Source organism: Caballeronia temeraria (assembly GCF_001544795.2).
Classification (GTDB): Bacteria; Pseudomonadota; Gammaproteobacteria; order Burkholderiales; family Burkholderiaceae; genus Caballeronia; species Caballeronia temeraria.
In genome coordinates, this window is record NZ_FCOI02000003.1 from 245,232 (window position 1) to 266,095 (window position 20,864).

Genomic DNA, 20,864 nt, shown 5'->3' on the forward strand with positions numbered 1-20,864 from the left:
TTTCTTACGCGAGACGTTTTCTTTCGGCGGGGTTTACGCGAAGCATCGAGCGCGTCTATCAGCGCGATAGGCGATCGATCGTTCGCTCGGGCAGCGCCGTTGCGCTGTCGTCCTTCAGGCCGACGCCCGTCAGCTTGCGGGCGCGCGCTTCGTTCAGGAGATAGGCGAGCTTGAACGCGGCCGCGTCGTAAGCAAGTCCTTCAGGACGCACGTTCGATATGCAGTTGCGCTCGGCATCGCTGCGGCCCTGAACGGGATCGTAGGTCACGTAAACACCGAGACTCGCGGGCGAACTCAGCCCGGGCCTTTCGCCGATCAACACGGCGACGATGCGCGCCTTCAATATCGACCCGATGCCGTCACCCAGCGCCACGCGCGCCTGCGTCGCGACGACGACCGGGCCGATGCGCCATCCGTCGAGCCGCGCCATCGTCTTTTCGATGAGCGGTATCGCATGCATCGACGCCGCGTTCGACGACAATCCATCGGCGATGACGAAGACGAGGTCCGCATCTTTCTCATGCGTGTCGAGGCGTGCGGCGCTCTCGTCGCTCAACATGCGGCCGAGATCGGGCCGACGGAGATAGACGTCGCGCGACGCGGCCGCGCTGCACACCGACGCACACGCGAATCGCTTCGAGTCCAACTCGTGCAGCAACGACGCGACATCGAGCGGCCGATGCACGGCGTCGCGCGCCTGCGCATGCGCGAGATTGAACGCGAGCAGGGGCGCGGTCGGCACGCTGCTGCCCGCGCGTCCCAACGCGATGCGCGCATCGGTGAAACGGCGCAATGCTTCCCAGGGGTTCGCGCTGACGCTCATCACGCCCTCATCCAGTCGTTCAATGCGGGCCACTCCGTGCGCGTCTGAAGCATGCCACGCGCATTCGTGATCTGGATCGCGCGCAGCCACTCTTCGAATTCCGGTGCGCGCTTCAGGCCGAGCACGTCGCGCACATAGAGCGCGTCATGAAACGACGTGCTCTGATAATTCAGCATGACATCGTCGGCGCCGGGCACGCCCATGATGAAGTTCACGTTGGCCGCGCCGAGCAGCGTGAGCAGCGTGTCCATGTCGTCCTGATCGGCTTCCGCGTGATTCGTGTAGCACACGTCGCAACCCATCGGCACGCCGAGCAGCTTCGCGCAGAAATGATCTTCGAGTCCCGCGCGAATGATCTGCTTGCCGTCATAGAGATATTCCGGACCGATGAAGCCCACCACGGTATTCACGAGAAACGGCTCGAACTTGCGCGCAACGGCATAGGCGCGCGCTTCGCACGTCTGCTGATCGACGCCATGATGCGCATTCGCCGACAACGCGCTGCCTTGGCCCGTCTCGAAGTACATCAGGTTTTCGCCGACTGTCCCGCGTTGCAGCGACAAGCCCGCTTCATACGCTTCCTGCAACAACGCGAGCGAGATGCCGAACGATTGATTCGCCTTCTGCGTGCCCGCGATCGACTGAAACACCAGATCGACAGGCGCGCCATTTTCGATCGCCGCGAGCGTGTTGGTCACGTGCGTGAGCACGCAGGTTTGCGTCGGCACGTCGTAGCGTTCGCGGAATGCGTCCATCATCGCGAGCAGCTTGCCGATAGCTTGCGGCGAATCGGACGCGGGATTGATGCCGATCATCGCGTCGCCGCAGCCGTACATGAGGCCGTCGATCATCGAAGCGGCGATGCCCTGCACATCGTCCGTCGGATGATTCGGTTGCAGCCGCACCGACATGTGTCCCGGCAATCCCACGGTGTTCCGAAAGCGCGTGACGACCGGCCGCTTCTTCGCCGCGAGAATGAGATCCTGATTGCGCATCAGCTTCGATACGGCAGCGACCATCTCCGGCGTCAGTCCTTGCGACACCGCGACGAGCGCAGCCGTATCGGTGGAATCGGCGAGCAGCCATTCTCGGAACTCGCCGACCGTGAGATGCGACACGGCGGCGAACGCCTCTTGCGAATGCTCGTCGATGATGAGGCGCGTGACTTCATCGTCTTCATACGGAATCAGTGCATCTTCGATGAACGCGCGCAACGGCACCGCCGACAACGCCAGCTTCGCCGCCGCGCGCTCTTCTTCCGTCGCGGCGGCGATGCCCGCGAGTTCGTCGCCGGAACGTCGCGGACTCGCTTTCGCCAGAAGCGTCCTCAGATCGTCGAAACGATACGTGCGAACGCCTACGGTTTCGCTGAAACTCATACGCCGTTCCCGCCGACCGTCTTAAGGCTCTTCCATTGCCCCTGCTCCACTTCGAAGAGCGTATAGGGCGGCTTGATCAGATCGCCGTACGGATCGAACGAAATCTTGCCCGTCACGCCTTCCACATTGACCTTGGCGAGCGCATCGACGACCTTGGCGCGATCCAGCGAGTTCGCGTCGTGGACGGCCTTGATCATCGCGAGCGCGGCGTCGTAAGCGAACGGCGCATATAGTTCGACATCCTGATTGAATCGCGCTTTGTAGCGTTTGCCGAATGCCTGCGCGGAGGGCAATTTGTCGAGCGCGGGGCCGGGTTCGAGATCCTGCGTGCCGTTGCCCGACGTGCCCGCGATCTGCAGGAACGCGTTGCTCTTCAACGCGCCCGCGCCGAAAAGCTGCGTCGTCATGCCGAGCGAGCGCATCTGTTTGACGAGCATCGCGCCTTGTTCGTCGAGACCGCCGAAGAAAAGCAGATCGACGTTCTGGCTCTTCATCGTCGTGAGAATCGCGCGGAAGTCCACGGCCTTGTCGTTCGTGTATTCACGCGCGACGACCTTGCCGTTGGCATCCTTCACGCCTTTCTCGAAGGCATCGGCGAGACCTTGCCCGAACGCGGTGCGATCGTCGATGATGCCGATGCGCTTCGGCTTCATCTGTTCCACGACGAAGCGCCCCGCCACCACGCCGCCCACGCCGTCGTGGCCCATCGTGCGGAATACGTTCTTGAAGCCTTGTTTCGTGAGTTGCGGATTCGTCGATCCGGGCGTGATCATCGCGACATTCGCCTGATGATAGACAGCCGAAGCCGGAATGCTGCATCCCGAGTTGTAATGCCCGATCATGCCGACGATGCCGCTATCCACCGCTTTCTGCGCGACCTGAATCGCGACGCGCGGATCGGCCTGATCGTCATACACTTCCAGTTCGAACTTCACGGGCTTGCCGCCCACGGTCGGATGCTTGGCGTTCTCTTCATCGATCGCGAGTTGCGCGCCGTACTGCAAGTCCTTGCCGACGCGTGCGACCGGTCCCGTCAAAGGCCCGGCGAATCCGATCTTGACGACCTCGGGATCGGCGGCCCACGACATCGGCATATACGCGGCAAGCACGCCGGCGGCAAGGCTCGAAAGCATAAAGCGGCGGGTCATGTTCGTGCTCCACATGGTTGATGTCGCGCCAGTCATGTACGGCCCGCTCGCGGCGCGACACCGCCGGCGGGCCTGATCCGAATGCGCGTCGTGCTCAGTGAAAACGCGACGCGCGATAGCTCGCGAGATCGAGCGGTGGCGCGCGCCGCGCGATCAGATCGGCGACGATGCGTCCGCTCACACCCGCGAGCGTCAAACCCAGATGCTGATGCCCGAACGCATACACGACGCGCTCGCTCGCCTTCGATGCGCCGATGACCGGCACGCCATCGGGCAGCGTCGGGCGAAAGCCGAGCCATTCGCGATCGGGCGCGCCGAGCGCGGGCAACGCGCGCTTCGACGACACGGTGACGAGATCGAGCAGCGCGCGATTGCGTTCCTCGGTGAAGCCCGCGAGCTCGACCGTGCCCGCGACGCGAATGCCATCGCTCATCGGCGTCATGTAGAAGCCGCGTTCGGCCCAGCCGCACGGCCGCGATATCAGGGCCGATGCCGATGCATACCGCACGTGATAACCGCGTTCGGTATCGAGCGGCACGCGATCGCCGCATTGATGCGCGAACTCGCGCGAACGCGCGCCCGTCGCGATGACGACATGATCGAAGCGGTGCGCGCCGCCGTTCATGCGCAGCGCGACGCCTTGCGCGCCCGGCTCGATCGCATCGACTTTCATGCGTTCGAGCCGCGCGCCGCGTGCCGCGAGCCGCTCATAAAAAGCCTGCAGAAAACCGGCGGGATCGCTGAAATGCCAGCTATCGCGAAACAGCACGCCGCGCGCGAAGATCGGCGCGAGCTGTGGTTCGAGCTCGCGGATCGCGCCGCTGTCGAGCACGTCGAAGCCGACGCCGAGTCTTTCGCGCAGTGCGAGCGAATCGCGCGACGCATCGAATGAAGCCGCGCTCGAATAGAGATACAGGCACTCGCGCGGCTTGACGAAGCGCTTCAGGTCGTCATCGTCGAGCAAGGGCGCATAACCTTCCTGCGCACGCGATAACAACGCGGCCAACGCCGTCGCACTCGTTTCGAAATTCGCGCGACGCGAGCTCATCAGAAAGCGCGCGAGCCACGGCGCGAGTTGCGGCAGATAACTCCAGCGCAATCTGAACGGGCTGTCGTTCGACAGCAGAAAGCGCGGGATATCGCGGAACACGGACGGATTGTTCACCGGCACGCATCCGTACGGCGCGAACGTGCCCGCGTTGCCGAACGACGCGCCCTGCGCCACGCCCGACGGATCGAACAGCGTGACGCTGTGACCGTCGCGCGTGAGCCAGGCCGCGCTCGCCATGCCGATGAACCCCGCGCCGATGATCGCTACATTCGACATCAGTCCTGCCCCTTCCATGCGAGCTGATTGTCTTGCGACAGGAAGCCCGTCGCCGCTTCGCTTGCTTCATGACGATGATGACGCTTCGCCGCGACGAAGTACGCCGCCGACGCCACCGCGAGGCTCGCGAGACTCGCCATCAACTGCGGACGCAGTTCGTGGTCCGCGCCCATCGCCGCGAGCACGCCGACGATCGCGAACACGACCGCATACGACAGCCACGGGAAAAGCCACATCTTCAGCGTGAGACGCTCGGGCGCTTCGCGCTGAATGCGGCGGCGGATGCGGATTTGCGCGAGCGCCGTCGCGAGATAGACGAACAGCATCACCGCGCCCGATGCGTTCACGAGGAACAGGAACACGCCCTGCGGCGACACGATCGCCGCGATGATCGCCACATAGCCCACGATGCTCGACAGCACCACCGCGAGACGCGGCACCTTGTTCGGCGTGAGCTTGAGCAGCGACTTCGGCGCATCGCCGCGTTCGGCGAGACGGAACAGAATGCGCGACGACACATACAAGCCCGAGTTCAGCGCGGACAGCACGGCGACGAGCACGATCGCGTTCATGATGTCGGCGGCGTAGGGAATGCGCATCGTCTCCAGTGCGGCGACGAACGGCGAGTGTCCCGTCACGATGCTGCCCCACGGCACGATGCACGCGATCAGGAACAGCGAGCCCACGTAGAACGTGATGACGCGCAGGATGACCGAGCGCGTCATCGCGGCCACGCTTTTCGCGGGATCATCGGATTCCGCCGCGGCGATGGTCGCGATTTCCGCGCCGCCCACCGCGAAGATGACGGTCGGCACGGCGGCGAACACGGACATCGCGCCGAACGGCAGGAAGCCGCGATTGCCGGTGAGATGCGTTACGGCGCTGCCCGTGTGCCCGAAGCCGAGCAGATAGCCCGCGCCAATCGCGATGAACGCGATGATTGCCGCGACCTTGATCGACGCGAACCAGAACTCGAATTCGCCGTACGACTTTACCGAGAGGAGGTTGATAACGGTCATCACGGACAGCAGCACGAGGCCGATGACCCACACCGGCGCGGGTATCCAGCGCTGCAATATCGCGGCGCCGGCGACCGCTTCGACGGCGACGACGATCACCCAGAAATACCAGTAGAGCCAGCCGCTCGTGAAGCCCGCCCAGTTGCCGAGGCCGATGCGCGCGTATTCGGTGAACGAGCCGACGCCCGGCACGGCGAGCGCCATTTCGCCGAGCATGCGCATCACCATCAGCACGACGATGCCGGCGACGAGGTACGACACGCACGCCGCCGGACCGACGGTCGCGAGCGTCGCGCTGCTGCCGACGAACAGCCCCGCGCCGATGATGCCGCCGAGCGCGATCATCGTGACGTGCCGCTGACGCAGCGCCGAGCCTAGCGTGGGTTGAGAGGTTTGAGGCAAGGACATCGATAAATCTCCCGCGGACAAAGATCGGATGATTCGGAAGCGCGGATGACGCAAAACCGTACCGCGCACCAGACAAACTCTGATCTTAGAATCACACAAGATTTTTTTGTGTGCAATTAAAAACGCTATTGTGTGGTGCCGGGATTTTCCCTAAGTGGAGATTGGAGCGTGTCTTGCAGTGCGGCCCGAAGCCGCTGAAAGCCTTATCCAGGCGTTGCGTCGGGCGTAGTCTGGGTTAGAATCGGCAGACTTCCGCACAAATCGCGGACAAAGCAAAGTTTGTATGGAGACAGAGAGTCATGGCTTCCGACAAGGATCAGACGCTGACCGCAAACGGCGAAGCCGACGGCACGACTAAGCGCTCGACCTATATCGAGGTGTCCAGCTCCATCGAAAAGGAAATCCGCAGCGGCATCTATCCGCCGGGCAGCCGTCTGCCGCCGCAGCGGCAACTGGCGAGCGAACTGGGCATCAATGTGTCGACGGTATCGCGCGCGTACAAGGAATTGCAGTTGCGCGGCCTCGTGATCGGCAGCAAGCGGCGCGGCTCGCTCGTGACCGGCGGCGCGATGCCGAGCGTCGAGATGCCGCCTGCGAGCGCGGGCAGCTCGGTCATCGATCTGACGGTCAACCGGCCCGCGACCGGCGAATTCCTCGCGTGCCTCGCGCGCACGATGGGCGAGCTGCCGCGCGATCCGCGCTTCGTGCAGTTGCAGGAATATCAGCCGCCGCAGGGTCCGTCATGGGCGCGCGCGGCCGGCGCGCGCTGGATGAGCGCGCCGGGATTCACGCCGGGCGCGGATCAGGTCGTCGTCACGAGCGGCGCGCAGCACGGCCTGTATGCGGTGCTCAACAGTCTCATCGGCACGGATGGCGTGATCCTCGCGGATCAGCTCACGTATTACGGGCTGAAGGCGCTCGCGCCGGTGTTCCAGTTCGAGATCGTGGGCATTCCGAGCGACCGCGACGGCTTGCTTATCGACGAGGTCGAGCGCGTGTGCAAGCGCGTGCCCGTGAAGGCCATTTTCACGGTGCCGAATCTGCAGAATCCCACCGTCACGACGATGAGCCTGGAACGGCGCATGGCGCTCGTCGATGTGGCGCGGCGGCATGGCGTCGCGATCATCGAGGACGATGTCTACGGCCCGCTCGTCGCGCAACGCCTGCCGACCATCGCGAGTCTGTGCCCGGAGCTGACGTATCACATTTCGGCGACGTCGAAGATCCTCGCGCCCGGCTTGCGGCTCGGCTATCTGCTGAGTCCGCAGGACAATGCGGCGCTTTGTGCGGAGGCCGTGCGGACGACAGCGTGGATGCCCGCGCCGATGTCGATGCTGATCGCGACCGTCTGGATGGAAGACGGCACCGCGCAGCACATCATGAACGCGCAGCTCGCGGAGATTCGCGCGCGGCACGATCTCGCGCGGGAGCTGCTGCCGCAGGAGTTTCTGCAATCCGATCCGGCGTGCATGTTTGTGTGGCTCAAGCTGCCGCTGCCGTGGCGCGCGGACGATTTCGCCGCGAATGCGAAGGCGCGCGGCGTGGTGGTGATGCCGTCGTCGGCGTTCGCGGTGGACCGCTCGGAGATCGAACACGGCGTGCGCATCAATCTCGCCTGCGCGGAAAGCCGGGATCAGCTCGTCAGCGGATTGCGGATGCTCGCCGGGACGCTGAGGGACCGGCCGCGGGCGTTGTTCGGACATTTGTGACCCGCGGGCGCCCGGCAGTCCGGGCGCCTTTACGCGGCGCGAAATCGTCCAACGCAAGACATCGACAGTTGTCTTGATCATTTCAAAATCCGGCACGATCAACCGGCGGATGGTCAAACCATCGCGCGCGCCGTTGCGCTGACGGCCATTCGCGGGCGGCAAGCCGCACCCGCCAAAATTTCAGTAATCGCTACGTATTCCGATCGACTGCGTTCAGTCGAAATGGCATTAAACGCTATGGCGTTTTCATCCGTATTCAGCTATTAGTAGACTCGTCACGCACGTCACACGCTACACGGTGGCGAACCATGAGCATCTCTGGCTATAACTCGACCGCAAAACCGGAGGCAGCTACGACACATCAAAAGCACCAGGCTCGCGCTCGCTGACGTCGCCATCAAGTCCTGTCCCGCGCGATTTCATCGCATGGCGGAGGCACTCCCGGGGAAGCGCACGCTCTCCAGGTACGCATTCGTCGAGACGCACACCGCGAGCATTGTCGCGGCGAGGCGCCCTCTCAGGCGCGCTCGCTCATCAACGATCGGCCATCCCAACGGGGAGGCGCTTATGGCGTTCGTGTCGGAACAGATGCTGGATCGCTGCTCGTTCGCTCAACCGTCGCGCTCCATGCGCGCGCTGCGGCTCGTCGCAGCCGCCACGATCGCGTCGCTCTCGCTGGTCGCTTGCAAGAAGCCGGCTCCGCAAGCACAAAAGCCCGCCGTCGAAGTCACCGCTGTGACCGTCGCCGCGCAATCGACGCCCGTCCAATTCGAATTCACCGCGCAGACGCAAAGCTCGCGCGAAGTCGAAATACGCGCGCGCGTCGACGGCTTCCTCGAAAAGCGGATGTACACCGAAGGCTCGCTCGTCTCGGCCAATCAGGTCATGTTCATCATGGACAAGCGCCCCTTCGAGGCCGCGCTGCAGACCGCCAAGGGTTCGCTCGCGCAACAGCAGGCGCGTCTGCTCGTCACGCAACAGAATCTCGCGCGCGTGAAGCCGCTCGCCGCGATGAACGCGTTGAGCAAGAAGGATCTCGACGACGCCATCGGCAACGAGAAGAGCGCCGAAGCGGCCGTCATCGCCGCGAAAGGCGAAGTGCAGACCGCCGAGCTGAACCTGAGCTACACGACGATCCGCTCGCCGCTCAAGGGCCTCTCCAGCTTCGCGCGCGTGCAGGAAGGCAGCTACGTGACGCCGACGCAGGGCGGCCTGCTCACCTACGTCTACCAGCTCGATCCGATGTGGGTGAACTTCAGCATCTCGGAAAACGAATTGCTGACGTATCGCGAGCAGATCAAGAAAGGCCAGTTGGTGTTTCCGCCCGACAACAAGTTCGATGTAACCGTCATCCAGGCCGATGGCTCCGTCTTTCCGCAGACCGGCCGTATCGATTTCACGAATCCGGCGTTCAGCACGGAGACGGGCACGTTCCTCGTGCGCGCGGTGTTCTCGAATCCGCAGGGCACGCTGCGCCCCGGCCAGTTCGTGAAGGCGCGCGTCGCGGGCGCAGTGCGGCCCAACGCGATTCTCGTGCCGCAGCGCGCCGTGTTGCAGGGCGCGAAAAGCCACTACGTGTGGGTGCTCGACGAGCAGTCGAAGCCGCATCAGCGTGTCGTCGAAGTCGGCGAATGGCACGGCGACGACTGGTTCATCACGAGCGGCCTGAAAGCGGGCGAGCGCGTGATCGTCGACGGCGCGATACGCGTCAGCGCCGATTCGCAGATTCGCGTCGTCTCCGCGCCCGCCGCGGGCGGCGCGCCGGCCTCGGGCGCGCAGGAAGCGTCGCTCGGGGAAGCGAAGAACGCAAGCGGCGGGACTGAAAAGTGAAGTGATTTGATCTGACGACTATCGCCAGCATGTCGCGCGGAAAAGGCCAATGAACATTTCACACTTTTGCATTGACCGCCCGATTTTCGCGTCGGTCATATCGATCGTCATCACGCTGGGCGGCGCGCTGACGATGCTCGCGCTGCCCACCGCGCAATATCCCGACATCACGCCGCCGCAGATCACCGTCTCCGCGACCTATCCGGGCGCGAGCGCCGATGTCGTCGCGAACAACGTCGCCGCGCCGATCGAGCAGCAGGTCAACGGCGCGGACAACATGATCTACATGAGCTCGTCCAGCTCATCGACGGGCAACCTGACGATCAACGCCTACTTCCAGATCGGCACGAACCCGGAGCTCGCTCAGGTCGACGTGCAGAACCGCGTGAACCTCGCGCTGCCGCAACTGCCGCAATCGGTGACGAATCAGGGCGTGCAGGTGCAGAAGAAGTCGCAGGCGTTCATGATGGTGATCGCCATCTATTCGCCCGACGAGCGCTATGACGCGACGTATATTGCGAACTACGCGAACGTCTATGTCCTCGACGCGTTGAAGCGCATTCCCGGCGCGAACCAGTCCGCGATCTTCGGCACGCCCGACTACGCGATGCGCATCTGGCTCAAACCCGACCGCATGGCGCAGCTCGGCATCACCGCCGCCGACGTGCAGCGCGCCGTCGCCAATCAGAACCAGCAGTTCGCGGTCGGCCGCCTCGGGCAATCGCCGACGGGCGCGCCGGTCGAACAATCGTTCGCGGTGACGACGACAGGCCGTCTCACCGAGCCGGCCGAGTTCGAGAACATCATCATTCGCGCGCAATCGGGCGGCGCGGCGATCGTGCGCCTGAAGGACGTCGGGCGCGCCGAACTCGGGCAAAAGGACTATTCGATCCGCAGCCGGTTCCAGGGCAAATCGGCGACGGTGATCGCTGTCTATCAGCAGCCGGGCGCAAACGCGCTCGACGTGTCGAAGCAGGTGCGCGCGACGCTCGCGGAGATGAAAAAGACCTTCCCGCAGGGCATCGACTACCAGATCGCGATGGACACGACAGAGTTCACGCGCGCGTCCATCTCCGACGTCGTGCATACGTTCTTCGAAGCGGTCGTGCTGGTGGTGATCGTCGTGTTCGTGTTCCTGCAGAGCCTGCGCGCCACGCTGATTCCGGTGCTCGCGGTGCCGGTGTCGATCGTCGGCACGTTCATGGGCATGGAGGCGCTCGGCTTCTCCATCAACATGCTGACGCTGTTCGGCATGGTGCTCGCAATCGGGATTGTCGTGGACGACGCGATCGTCGTGATCGAGAACGTCGAGCGCAACATGACCGTGCACAAGCTCGATCCGAAAACCGCCGCCAAGAAAGCGATGGACGAAGTGGCCGGGCCGGTCGTCGCGATCGTGCTCGTGCTGTGCGCGGTGTTCGTGCCGGTCGCGTTCCTCTCCGGCATCACGGGGCAGATGTACAAGCAGTTCGCCATCACCATCGCGATATCGGTGGTGATCTCGGGTATCGTCGCGCTGACCTTGTCGCCGGCCCTCGCCTCCTTGCTGCTGAAACCCGGACATCACGAGAAAAAGGGCTTTTTCCGCTGGTTCGACAACCAATTCGCGCGCATGACGCGGGGCTACACGAGCCTCGTGCGGCTCGTCATCAAGCGCTTCGCGATCGCGCTGCTGCTTTTCGCCGGCATGATCGCGCTCGCGGTCGTGATGATGAAGGACATTCCGACCGCGTTCCTGCCACCCGAGGATCAGGGCTATCTGCTCGGCGCGGTGATCATGCCCGATGCCGCGTCGCTCGACCGCACCGGCGCCGTGTCCGATCGCGTCACCGAATACTTCATGAAGCAGCCGGCGGTCGGCAGCATCACGACGGTCGATGGCTTCTCCATTCTCGACAGCCAGAACAAGAACAATTCGTCCACGTTCTTCGTCGGCTTCAAGAGTTTCGAGGATCGCTATACATCGGCGAATATCCGCACGCAGAACGCGCGCGCCGTGCTCGTCGATGCTTACAAGAATCTGTCGCAGATCAGGCAGGGCATCGTCGTGCCGCTGAATCCGCCATCGATTCCGGGTCTCGGCACCACGGGCGGCACCGAAATGTGGATTCAGAGCAAGGGCGATGCGACCATCGCGCAGTTCGCCGCGGTCGTCGACGATTTCGTCGCGAAGGCGAAAGCGCGGCCCGAGCTGACGGGCGTGACGAACACGTTCAACGCGTCGTCGCAGCAACTGCTCGCCAACGTCGACCGCGACAAGGCCGAAACGCTCGGCGTGCCTGTCGAGGACGTCTACAGCGCCATGCAGACGATGTTCGGCTCGCTCTATGTCTCGCAGTTCAATCGTTCGAGCCGCCTGTGGCAGGTGATCCTGCAAGCGGAGCCGCAGTATCGGCTGAAGCCGGACGACCTCACGCAGATCTTCGTGAAGAGCAAGACCGGCGAGATGGTGCCGCTCAAGGCCGTGGTCAATACGAAGTACGTCACCGGTCCCGATCTCATCACGCGCTTCAACAATTTCCCGGCGGTGAAGATCACGGCGAACGCCGCGCCGGGTTATGCGTCGGGGCAAGTGATCGCGGCGCTGGAAGACATCGCTAAGGATTTGCCGACCGATTACGGCATCGGGTGGAGCGGCGAGGCTTACGAGGCGAAACAGTCGGGCAGCTCGTCGGCGCTCGTGTTCATATTCGGTCTCGTGATGGTCTTCCTGATCCTCGCCGCGCAGTACGAGAAGTGGAGCCTGCCGTTCGGCGTGCTGATGGCGGTGCCGTTCGCGATTTTCGGCGCGCTGCTCGCCATCCTGTTGCGCGGCCTGAACAACGACGTGTACTTCCAGATCGGTCTCACGATGCTCGTCGCGCTCGCGGCGAAGAACGCGATTCTCATCTTCGAGTTCGCCGTGCTGAATCGCGAGTCGGGCGAGTCCATCTACGACGCCGCCATGACCGCCGCCGAAGAACGGTTGCGGCCGATCGTGATGACCTCGCTCGCGTTCATTCTCGGCTGCGTGCCGCTCGCGATCGCGACGGGCGCGTCGGCGAACAGCCGCCATTCGATCGGCACGGGCGTGATCGGCGGGATGCTCGGCGCGACGGTCATCGCCGTGTTCTTCATCCCGATGTTCTTCTGGGGACTGGAAACGATGTCCTCGCGCTCGAAGAAACAGAAAGGCGCCGAAGCAAACGCGGCCGATGCGAAGCAGACGCAAGGCGGCAGTGGCCCGAACGCTTCGCCGTCCGCTCCGGACAAGGGGGAATGACATGAGGCGCGCCAGGCTCATTCTTTCCCTGTCGGGCATCGCCGCGGCGCTGTCCCTCTCCGGCTGCCTGCTCGGCCCGAACTATTCGCGCCAGCCGGTCGATACCCCGGCGACGTATCGCTTCGCCGCGAGCGAAGTGTCCGACACCGCGAACACCGAATGGTGGCAGCAGTTTCAGGACCCGGTGCTCAACGAGCTGATCACGACGGCGCTCGCGAACAACAAGGACGTGAAGATCGCGGCGGCGCGCGTCGATCAGTTCCTGGGCCAGTTCGTCACGACGCGCGCGGCGCTGTTCCCGCAGATATCGGCGGGCGCGACGGCATCGCGGCAACGCGCGTCGGCGGCGGGCCCGCAGCCGCTCAACGGCTTCGGGCCGACTTACAACGACTTCCAGTTGTCGGTTGCCGCGTCGTGGGAACTCGATCTCTTCGGCCGCAACCGGCGGCTGACCGAAGCCGCGCGCGCGCAACTGCTGTCGAGCGAGGAAGGACGGCGCGCGACGATTCTCTCGCTGGTGGCGTCGGTGGCGTCGTCGTATCTGAATCTGCGCAGCCTCGACAAGCAGCTCGAAATCGCCAAGGCGACGACGCAAAGCCGCGCCGAATCGGTGCACGTGTTCACCTTGCGCTTCGAAGGCGGCGAAGTCTCGCAGATGGAACTCGCGCAAAGCCAGTCCGAATACGAAGCCTCGCTCTCGACGATTCCGCAGCTCGAAACGCAGATCGCGCAGCAGGAAGACGCGCTCTCGGTCCTGCTCGGCGCGAATCCCGGGCCGATCGTGCGCGGACGGACGCTCGGCGAGCTGTCGACGCCCGTCATCCCTGCCGGCCTGCCTTCCGACCTGCTGGAGCGTCGTCCCGATCTGCTCCAGGCGGAACAGGATCTGGTCGCGGCGAACGCGCTCATCGGCGCGGCGCGGGCGCTCTACTTCCCGCAGATTTCGCTGACGGGTCTGCTCGGCACCGCGAGCGGCCAGTTCTCGTCGCTTTTCACGGGACCATCGCGCATCTGGTCGTTCGCGGGACAGGTCACGCAGCCCATCTTCACGGCGGGCAATATCTCGGGTCAGGTGCAGTCGGCCGAAGCGCAGCAGCAGGCGGCGCTGCTCACCTACCAGAAGGCGATCCAGGTCGCGTTCCAGGAAGTCGACGACGCGCTCATCGCCTCGCAGAAACTGCATGAGCAGCTCGAAGTGCAGGTTCGCCAGGTCACGGCGCTCGCCACCTATTCGCGTCTCGCGCGGGCGCGCTATGAAGGCGGCTATACGAGTTATATCGAAGTGCTCGACGCCGAGCGCAGCCTGTTCAACGCGCAGCTTTCGGAGACGCAGACACAGGCCGCGGCGCTCGTGTCCTTCGTCACGCTCTACAAGGTGATGGGCGGCGGCTGGGTCATCGCAGCCGACAAGATGACGACGCAGCAACAGTCGGCGACGCCATCCGCCGATTCGGCCAAACCGGGCCAGCCCGCTTCGCAGACAGTGCAATGAACACGGCCACGTCCGATGATCGCGACACGCGCCCGCTGATCGCCTGCCACGAGTGCGATCTGATACAGCGCGAGCGCGACGTGCCGCCCGGCGGCATGCTGCGCTGCTGCCGCTGCCGCGCCGTGCTGTACCGGCGCCGGGCGCGCGGCTTCGATCGCGCGCTCGCGTATGCGCTCGCCGCCTGCGTGCTGTGGCTGATTTCGAACGCATTTCCGATCGTCGGGCTCGCGGTGAACGGCGATCTCGTCGAGACGACGCTGATCGGCGCGGTGCGCGTGCTGTATCGCGACGGCATGTGGCCGCTCGCCGCGCTCATCTTCATCACGACCGTCCTGATGCCCGCGCTGCAGGCGCTCGGCATGGTGTGGCTGCTGCTGCCGCTCTATCTGGACCGCAGTCCGTGGCACGCCGACACCGTGTTTCGCCTGCTGCGCGTCGCGCGCAACTGGGGCATGACCGAAGTGCTGATGCTCGGCCTTCTTGTCGCGGTCGTGAAGCTCGCGCATATCGCGTCGGTGGTGACGGGACCGGCGCTGTGGTCGCTCGCGGCGCTGATGCTGCTGCTCGTCGCGGCGGCATCGTCGTTCGATGAACGCGCGATGTGGCAACGCATCGAAGGCGCGCCGCCCGGCATGCCAGCCGACACGCACCTTCTGGGACGCACGGCGGCGGAAAGCGGCATCTGCGTGTGTCACGATTGCGGCCTTTCCACGCGCGGCATCCTGCATGGCGATCATCTGTGCTGCCCACGCTGCGGCGCGCATCTGCATCTGCGCAAACCGGCGAGCCTCTCGCGCACGTGGGCGTATCTGATTTCGGCGGCGATTCTCTACGTTCCAGCCAATCTGTTGCCGGTGATGAACACGAGCTCGCTCTTCGGCGCGCAGAAGGACACGATCATGAGCGGCGTCGCGTATCTGTGGCAGTCCGGTTCGTGGCCGCTCGCGATCATCGTGTTCATTGCGAGCATCGCCGTGCCGATGCTCAAGATCCTCGCGATCGGCTATCTCGCCACGAGCGCGAATCTGCGCATGACGCAGCAGAATGCGCAACGCGCGCGCATCTATCGCGTCGTCGAACTGGTGGGCCGCTGGTCGATGCTCGATATCTACGTGATCGCCGTGCTCGTCGCGCTCGTGCAGTTCAGCGCGATGGCGACGATCGAGGCCGGCCCGGCGGCGATCGCGTTCGGCGCGGTCGTCGTGCTGACGATGTTCGCGGCGATGTCCTTCGATCCGCGCCTCATCTGGGACTTTGCGCCGCCTCGGCAGGGATCGCGATGAGCACGCCCGACAACACGCCCGACGCCGAAGTCGTGCCGAAAAAGCGCTGGCGCATTCCGTGGGTGTGGGTCGTGCCCGCGATCGCGGTGATCGTCGGCATCTGGCTCGCGGCGCAGGCCGTGCTGGAGAAAGGGCCGACCGTCACGATCAGCTTCAAGACCGGCGAAGGGCTCGAAGCGGGCAAGACGAAGATCAAGTTCAAGGACGTGGACATCGGCCTCGTGAAGACGGTCGCGCTGTCGAAGGACTACACGAGCGTGATCGCCACCGCCGAACTGACGCGCGACGCGAGCAACATGCTCGTCACCGACACGCGTTTCTGGGTCGTGCGTCCGCGCGTGGCGGGCGGCTCGGTGTCGGGCATCAGCACGCTGCTGTCGGGCGCGTATATCGGCATGGATATCGGCCGTTCAAAGGACAGCCGGCGCGACTACACCGGCCTCGAAACGCCGCCGGTCTTCGCGAGCGACGTGCCGGGGCGGCAGTTCGTGCTGAAGGCGGCGGATCTCGGCTCGGTCGATGTCGGCACGCCGGTCTATTTCCGCCGTCTGCAAGTGGGTCAGGTGACCGCGTTCGAGCTGGACAAGGACGGCAGCGGCGTCACGCTGCACGTGTTCGTCAACGCGCCCTACGACCGGTACGTGAATGCCGATTCGCGTTTCTGGCAGGCGGGCGGCATCGACGTGGCGCTCGGCACCGACGGTCTCAAGGTGAACACGCAATCGCTCGTCTCGATTCTGATCGGCGGGCTCGCGTTCGAGACGCCCGCCGTGTCGCTCAGTTGGGCGGAGGCGCCGCGCGATACTACGTTCACGCTGCACGCGACACGCGCCGAGGCGCTGCGCCAGCGGGAAAGCATCGTCGACAAATACGTCTTTCCCTTCGATGGCTCCGTGCGCGGCCTCGCCGTGGGCGCGCCGGTGGAATTCCGCGGCATTCAGATCGGCGAGGTCACGGCCATCTATACGCGCTTCGATCCGGTCACGAAGCGCATCAGCATACCGGTTGAGGTCAATCTTTATCCCGAGCGCTTCACGTCGCGCTTCGAGAGCCTGCCGAAGGGCGGACGGCTCACGACCGACCGCCGCGAACTCGCGGACCAGCTCGTCGCGCACGGGATGCGCGCGCAGTTGCGCACGGGCAGTCTGCTGACGGGCCAGCTGTATGTGTCGATCGACTTCTTCCCCAACGCGAAGAAGGCGACCATCGACTGGAGCCGCACGCCGCCCGAGATGCCGACGACGCCGAGCGGTCTCGACTCGCTGCAGGACTCGATCAACCGGATCATGACGCGCATCGACAAGCTGCCGATCGAGGAGCTGACGGCGAGCGCGCGGCAGACGCTCGACAGCACGACCCGGCTGATGCAGGGCCTCAACACGGAAGTCGTGCCGCAGGCCGCGACAACGCTGGCCGCCGCGCGCGCCGCGCTCGATGCCGCGCATTCCACGCTCATGCCGGATTCCGGCTTGCAGCAGGACACGGCCGAAGCCATCCGCGAGCTGACGCGCACCGCCGCGTCGTTCCGCAGTCTCGCGGATTATTTGCAGCAGCATCCGGAAGCGTTGCTGCGCGGCAAGCCGGAGGACAAGAAGTGATGCGTCCCGTACTCGTCTCTTTCGTTCTCTCGATCGCGATGCTCGCCGGATGCAGCTCGCCCAGCGCGAGCTTCTACCGCTTGAGCGCCGATCCGACGCTCGCCGCGACGAGCACGCGCGCGAGCACGCGGCCGGTGATCGTCGGGCCGGTGACGGTGCCCGATCTCGTCGACCGGCCGCAGATCGTCACGCGCGACACGAACAACGAAGTCTCGCTCAATGAATATGCGCGCTGGGGCGAGCCGCTCAGGAGCAGCATCGCGGATGCGGTCGCGGGCGATCTCGCGTTGCTGCTTGCGTCGGACAAGGTTGCGCCCGCGTCGCGCGCGATCGCCGAGACGAACGCGTGGCGCGTGCGCCTCGATATTCAACAGTTCGAATCCGTTCCTGGCGATGCCGTCGCGATCGATGCACGCTGGACCGTGCGACGTTTCGGCGACGACCATGCGCTCACCGGCAGGTCGCTCGTGCGCGAGCCGGTGAATGGCGGCGATTGGGATGCGTTAGTGGCCGCGCACAGCCGCGCGCTCGCGAGCGTGAGCCGGGATATTGCGGCGGCGATCGTTGGGAGCGGGCTCAACTAGCGTCGGTTGTCACAACACCAGCCGCGCCGCCTCCTCAAACGCGACACCCCCAGGCGGTACATCCCGCCGCGCGATGCGCACGATCTCGACCGCGCGCGTCTGCGGCGGCTGTGTCGGCAGATGCGCGAGCTGAATCGCGATGTCCGCATGCGGTTCATCGCACCGCTCGTCCATCAGCAGGTTCATCTGATTCAGGCACAGCTCGCGACGCGTGACGGAGATAAGCGCCGCCGGCTCCGCGAGCAAATCGACGATCGTCTGCAACTGCGTCTCGATGGAATCGGCGAGCGAGCCGAGCGCGGCAAGCGCGGCTTCGTTCTCCTCGAAGTCGCGCTGAAGCCGCGTGGAATCTCCCGCGAGATCCGTCGATGCGATCAGGCTGCTCATGCCCGCCCCGCGCCGGCCGAGTATCTGCATGCGCGCCGTCAGCAACGCGCGATGTTCCTGCAACGCATCCCGCCGCGCTTCGTTCTGCGCGACGCGCGACATCGCTTCGAGCACGAACTGCTCGACGATCCGCTGCTCCAGTTCCTGCCTGAGCGCTTCGTCCGTGCCGCAGCAAAAACGCATGCGCTTGTCGTCGAAGCCGACCGACGTGCGCGCGACATCCGAGCGCATCGCGCCGCCTTCGACCGCCGACACGAGCACGCGTCGCTCGACAAGCGTCGCGCCCAGCACGGCGAACGCGTGATCGGCGGCGATGTTGTCGTCGAACCAGCCGCGTACCTCGTTCGATTCGCCGATCACGCGCGTGACGTCGTCGGGCGTCGCGAACTTCGCGCGCAGATACGGATCGTCGGCCCATGCCGATGGCGTCGCGTCGCGCGGCGCGGGCAGCGCGCCGACCAGTTCCCGCGCATGATCGAGCGTTTTCCCGACGACGGGCGCGAGCCGCGTTTCATAGCGGTTCGCGAGACGCACCTGAGGCGCGATCCCGACGATACGGCCGAGCGCCTCCTTCACGTCCTCGCGCGAGCTTTCCTTGTCGCGCCCGAAAAGCCAGTTGAACATGCTGCCTATCCCATGATGTGCACGCCGCCATCGACGTAAAGCGTCTCGCCCGACAAGCGCCGCGCGAAAGGCGTCGCGAGAAACGCGCACGTGAAACCGACGTCCATGATGTCGACCAGCTCGCCGAGCGGCGCACGTTGCGCGGCTTCCGTGAGCAGAAGGTCGAAGTCCTTGAGCCCCGATGCCGCGCGCGTCTTGAGCGGCCCCGGCGATATCGCATGCACACGCACGCCCTGCGGACCGAGTTCATACGCGAGATAGCGCGCGCACGCTTCGAGCGCGGCCTTGACCGGGCCCATCACGTTGTAGTTGGGCACCACCTTGTTCGCGCCGTGATAGCTCATCGTGAACATCGTGCCGCCGTCCTTCATCAGCGGCGCCGCGAGCCGCGCCATGCGCACGAACGAGTGGCAGGAGATGTCCATCGCCTTCGCGAAGCCATCGGCCGAGCAGTTCAACAGGCCGCCTTGCAGATCGTCCTTCGGCGCCCATGCGATCGAATGCACGAGAATGTCGAGCGTGCCCCACTCGCTCGCGATGCGCTCGAACACCGCATCGAGCTCATCCTGGCTCGACGCGTTGAGCGGCATGAAGATCGGCGCGTCGAGGTCTTTGGCGAGCGGCTCGACATACGGGCGCGCTTTCTCGTCGGCGTACGTGATGGCGAGATCGGCGCCCAGTTCGCGGAACGCCTTCGCACAACCATAGGCGATCGAATGCTCGTTGGCGATGCCCGTGACGAGCGCCTTCGCGCCCTTCAGAACCGGTTGCGGTACGTTGAGCGTCATGCGGATGCTCCTTCGCGTTTGTCACCGATCAGCGCCAGCGCATGGCGCGCGATCATCAGTTCCTCGTTGGTCGGAATCACCCACGCGCTCACCTTGCTCGACGCCGTGCTGATGCGCGGGCCGCCGCTTCCGTTGGCTTTGGCATCCAGCTCGATGCCCCACCACGCGACCTGCTCGCACACACGCTGACGTATCTCTTTCGAATGCTCGCCGATGCCCGCCGTGAACACGATGGCATCGAGCCCTTGCAGCGCGGCGCTCATCGACCCGAGTTCGCGCGCGATGCGATACACATAGAGATCGATGGCGAAGCGCGCGCGTTCGTCGCTGCTCGCGAGCAACGCGCGCATGTCGCCCGATACGCCGGATACGCCGAGCAACCCCGACTTGCGATACAGCAGGTCTTCGATATCGCGCGCGTTCATGCCGAGTTCGTCGAGCAGATAGAGGATCACGCCCGGATCGAGGTTGCCGCAGCGCGTGCCCATCATGAGACCGTCGACGGCGGTGAAGCCCATCGTGCTCGCGACGCTCTTGCCCGCGTGCATCGCGCACAGGCTCGCGCCGTTGCCCAGATGCGCGACGACCGTGCGTCCGCGCGCGGCATCGGGCGCGATACCCGGCAGCGCACTCGCGATGTATTCATACGAGAGGCCATGAAAGCCATAACGACGCACGCCGTTCTTCGTGATCGATTCGGGCAGCGCGAACGCCTGCGCGAGCGGGTCTTGCGTCGCGTGAAAAGCCGTGTCGAAGCACGCGACTTGCGGCAGGTCCGGATTGCGCTCGGCGATGATGCGTATCGGCTTGAGATTGTGCGGCTGATGCAACGGTGCAAGCGGCGTGAGCTTGTCGAGTTCGTCGACGACTTCAGGAGTGGTCAGCACGGGCTTCGTGAAGCGCGCTCCGCCATGCACGACACGATGCCCCACGCCGATCAGATGATGCCCCGCGCCATGTCCGCGCAGAAACGCGCCGAGATGCGCGATCGCATCGGAATGCTCGAGCTTCACGCCTTCGCCCCACGAATGCTCGCCGATCTTCTCGCCCTTCGCATTGAGCGCGACGAAATGCGGCGAACTGAACAAGCCTTCGACTTGCCCGTGCGTGACGAGCTCGAGCTGTTCGTCTTCGATATCGAACGCGCTGTACTTGATGCTCGACGAACCCGCGTTCAGAACCAGAATGACATCGGCCATGTGT

15 protein-coding genes are annotated in these 20,864 nt (G+C 64.7%); 7 read left to right on the forward strand and 8 right to left on the reverse strand.

The window, feature by feature from the left end:
* Positions 1-58 precede the first annotated feature (58 nt).
* From eutC to AWB76_RS06085, 5 genes are all read right to left on the reverse strand, one after another.
* Complete coding sequence (gene eutC / locus AWB76_RS06065; RefSeq protein WP_061159221.1) at positions 59-823, reverse strand: ethanolamine ammonia-lyase subunit EutC; 765 nt, start codon at positions 821-823, stop codon at positions 59-61.
* Entirely contained in the window at positions 823-2,202 is a 1,380-nt protein-coding gene (locus AWB76_RS06070; protein ID WP_061159222.1) for an ethanolamine ammonia-lyase subunit EutB, read from the reverse strand. The genes eutC and AWB76_RS06070 overlap by 1 nt, the downstream gene beginning before the upstream one ends.
* Positions 2,199-3,350 carry a branched-chain amino acid ABC transporter substrate-binding protein gene (locus tag AWB76_RS06075; RefSeq protein WP_061159425.1) on the reverse strand — a complete coding sequence of 384 codons (1,152 nt, stop codon included), beginning with the start codon at positions 3,348-3,350 and terminating at the stop codon, positions 2,199-2,201. Before AWB76_RS06075 ends, AWB76_RS06070 begins: the two co-directional genes overlap by 4 nt.
* A gap of 94 nt (positions 3,351-3,444) precedes the next feature.
* Entirely contained in the window at positions 3,445-4,677 is a 1,233-nt protein-coding gene (locus AWB76_RS06080; protein WP_061159223.1) for an NAD(P)/FAD-dependent oxidoreductase, read from the reverse strand.
* Positions 4,677-6,104, reverse strand: coding sequence for an amino acid permease (locus AWB76_RS06085; protein ID WP_061159224.1), 1,428 nt, complete (start codon positions 6,102-6,104; stop codon positions 4,677-4,679). Before AWB76_RS06085 ends, AWB76_RS06080 begins: the two co-directional genes overlap by 1 nt.
* A gap of 299 nt (positions 6,105-6,403) precedes the next feature.
* Here AWB76_RS06085 and AWB76_RS06090 point away from each other — a divergent pair, with 299 nt between their 5' ends.
* From AWB76_RS06090 to AWB76_RS06120, 7 genes are all read left to right on the forward strand, one after another.
* Positions 6,404-7,813 carry an aminotransferase-like domain-containing protein gene (locus AWB76_RS06090; RefSeq protein WP_061159225.1) on the forward strand — a complete coding sequence of 470 codons (1,410 nt, stop codon included), beginning with the start codon at positions 6,404-6,406 and terminating at the stop codon, positions 7,811-7,813.
* A gap of 567 nt (positions 7,814-8,380) precedes the next feature.
* Positions 8,381-9,643 carry an efflux RND transporter periplasmic adaptor subunit gene (locus AWB76_RS06095; RefSeq protein ID WP_061159226.1) on the forward strand — a complete coding sequence of 421 codons (1,263 nt, stop codon included), beginning with the start codon at positions 8,381-8,383 and terminating at the stop codon, positions 9,641-9,643.
* Positions 9,644-9,692: 49 nt separating this feature from the next.
* Positions 9,693-12,905, forward strand: a complete 3,213-nt coding sequence (locus tag AWB76_RS06100) for an efflux RND transporter permease subunit (protein WP_061159227.1) — start codon at positions 9,693-9,695, stop codon at positions 12,903-12,905.
* Position 12,906: 1 nt separating this feature from the next.
* Positions 12,907-14,397, forward strand: coding sequence for an efflux transporter outer membrane subunit (locus tag AWB76_RS06105; protein ID WP_061159228.1), 1,491 nt, complete (start codon positions 12,907-12,909; stop codon positions 14,395-14,397).
* Complete coding sequence (locus AWB76_RS06110; RefSeq protein WP_061159229.1) at positions 14,394-15,680, forward strand: paraquat-inducible protein A; 1,287 nt, start codon at positions 14,394-14,396, stop codon at positions 15,678-15,680. Before AWB76_RS06105 ends, AWB76_RS06110 begins: the two co-directional genes overlap by 4 nt.
* The gene (locus AWB76_RS06115; protein ID WP_061159230.1) at positions 15,677-17,278 is read left to right on the forward strand and encodes a PqiB family protein; all 1,602 of its coding nucleotides are present in this window, start codon (positions 15,677-15,679) and stop codon (positions 17,276-17,278) included. The genes AWB76_RS06110 and AWB76_RS06115 overlap by 4 nt, the downstream gene beginning before the upstream one ends.
* The gene (locus tag AWB76_RS06120; protein ID WP_061159231.1) at positions 17,278-17,862 is read left to right on the forward strand and encodes a PqiC family protein; all 585 of its coding nucleotides are present in this window, start codon (positions 17,278-17,280) and stop codon (positions 17,860-17,862) included. Before AWB76_RS06115 ends, AWB76_RS06120 begins: the two co-directional genes overlap by 1 nt.
* Positions 17,863-17,871: 9 nt before the next feature.
* Here AWB76_RS06120 and AWB76_RS06125 read toward each other — a convergent pair whose 3' ends face one another.
* From AWB76_RS06125 to AWB76_RS06135, 3 genes are read right to left on the reverse strand one after another with little or no spacing between them, the layout of a single operon-like run.
* Positions 17,872-18,873, reverse strand: coding sequence for a hypothetical protein (locus tag AWB76_RS06125; protein WP_061159232.1), 1,002 nt, complete (start codon positions 18,871-18,873; stop codon positions 17,872-17,874).
* Between the two features lie 5 nt (positions 18,874-18,878).
* A complete protein-coding gene (gene fabI / locus AWB76_RS06130) occupies positions 18,879-19,661 on the reverse strand; it encodes an enoyl-ACP reductase FabI (protein ID WP_061159233.1) in 783 nt (260 codons plus the stop codon).
* Positions 19,658-20,860, reverse strand: coding sequence for an acetate/propionate family kinase (locus tag AWB76_RS06135; RefSeq protein WP_061159234.1), 1,203 nt, complete (start codon positions 20,858-20,860; stop codon positions 19,658-19,660). Before AWB76_RS06135 ends, fabI begins: the two co-directional genes overlap by 4 nt.
* Positions 20,861-20,864 lie beyond the last annotated feature (4 nt).

Excerpts from the sequence above, each read along its gene's own strand:
- eutC (WP_061159221.1), bottom strand. The coding sequence starts at position 823 with ATGAGCGTCAGCGCGAACCCCTGGGAAGCATTGCGCCGTTTCACCGAT.
- AWB76_RS06070 (WP_061159222.1), bottom strand. The coding sequence starts at position 2,202 with ATGAGTTTCAGCGAAACCGTAGGCGTTCGCACGTATCGTTTCGACGAT.
- AWB76_RS06075 (WP_061159425.1), bottom strand. The coding sequence starts at position 3,350 with ATGACCCGCCGCTTTATGCTTTCGAGCCTTGCCGCCGGCGTGCTTGCC.
- AWB76_RS06080 (WP_061159223.1), bottom strand. The coding sequence starts at position 4,677 with ATGTCGAATGTAGCGATCATCGGCGCGGGGTTCATCGGCATGGCGAGC.
- AWB76_RS06085 (WP_061159224.1), bottom strand. The coding sequence starts at position 6,104 with ATGTCCTTGCCTCAAACCTCTCAACCCACGCTAGGCTCGGCGCTGCGT.
- AWB76_RS06090 (WP_061159225.1), top strand. The coding sequence starts at position 6,404 with ATGGCTTCCGACAAGGATCAGACGCTGACCGCAAACGGCGAAGCCGAC.
- AWB76_RS06095 (WP_061159226.1), top strand. The coding sequence starts at position 8,381 with ATGGCGTTCGTGTCGGAACAGATGCTGGATCGCTGCTCGTTCGCTCAA.
- AWB76_RS06100 (WP_061159227.1), top strand. The coding sequence starts at position 9,693 with ATGAACATTTCACACTTTTGCATTGACCGCCCGATTTTCGCGTCGGTC.
- AWB76_RS06105 (WP_061159228.1), top strand. The coding sequence starts at position 12,907 with ATGAGGCGCGCCAGGCTCATTCTTTCCCTGTCGGGCATCGCCGCGGCG.
- AWB76_RS06110 (WP_061159229.1), top strand. The coding sequence starts at position 14,394 with ATGAACACGGCCACGTCCGATGATCGCGACACGCGCCCGCTGATCGCC.
- AWB76_RS06115 (WP_061159230.1), top strand. The coding sequence starts at position 15,677 with ATGAGCACGCCCGACAACACGCCCGACGCCGAAGTCGTGCCGAAAAAG.
- AWB76_RS06120 (WP_061159231.1), top strand. The coding sequence starts at position 17,278 with ATGCGTCCCGTACTCGTCTCTTTCGTTCTCTCGATCGCGATGCTCGCC.
- AWB76_RS06125 (WP_061159232.1), bottom strand. The coding sequence starts at position 18,873 with ATGTTCAACTGGCTTTTCGGGCGCGACAAGGAAAGCTCGCGCGAGGAC.
- fabI (WP_061159233.1), bottom strand. The coding sequence starts at position 19,661 with ATGACGCTCAACGTACCGCAACCGGTTCTGAAGGGCGCGAAGGCGCTC.
- AWB76_RS06135 (WP_061159234.1), bottom strand. The coding sequence starts at position 20,860 with ATGGCCGATGTCATTCTGGTTCTGAACGCGGGTTCGTCGAGCATCAAG.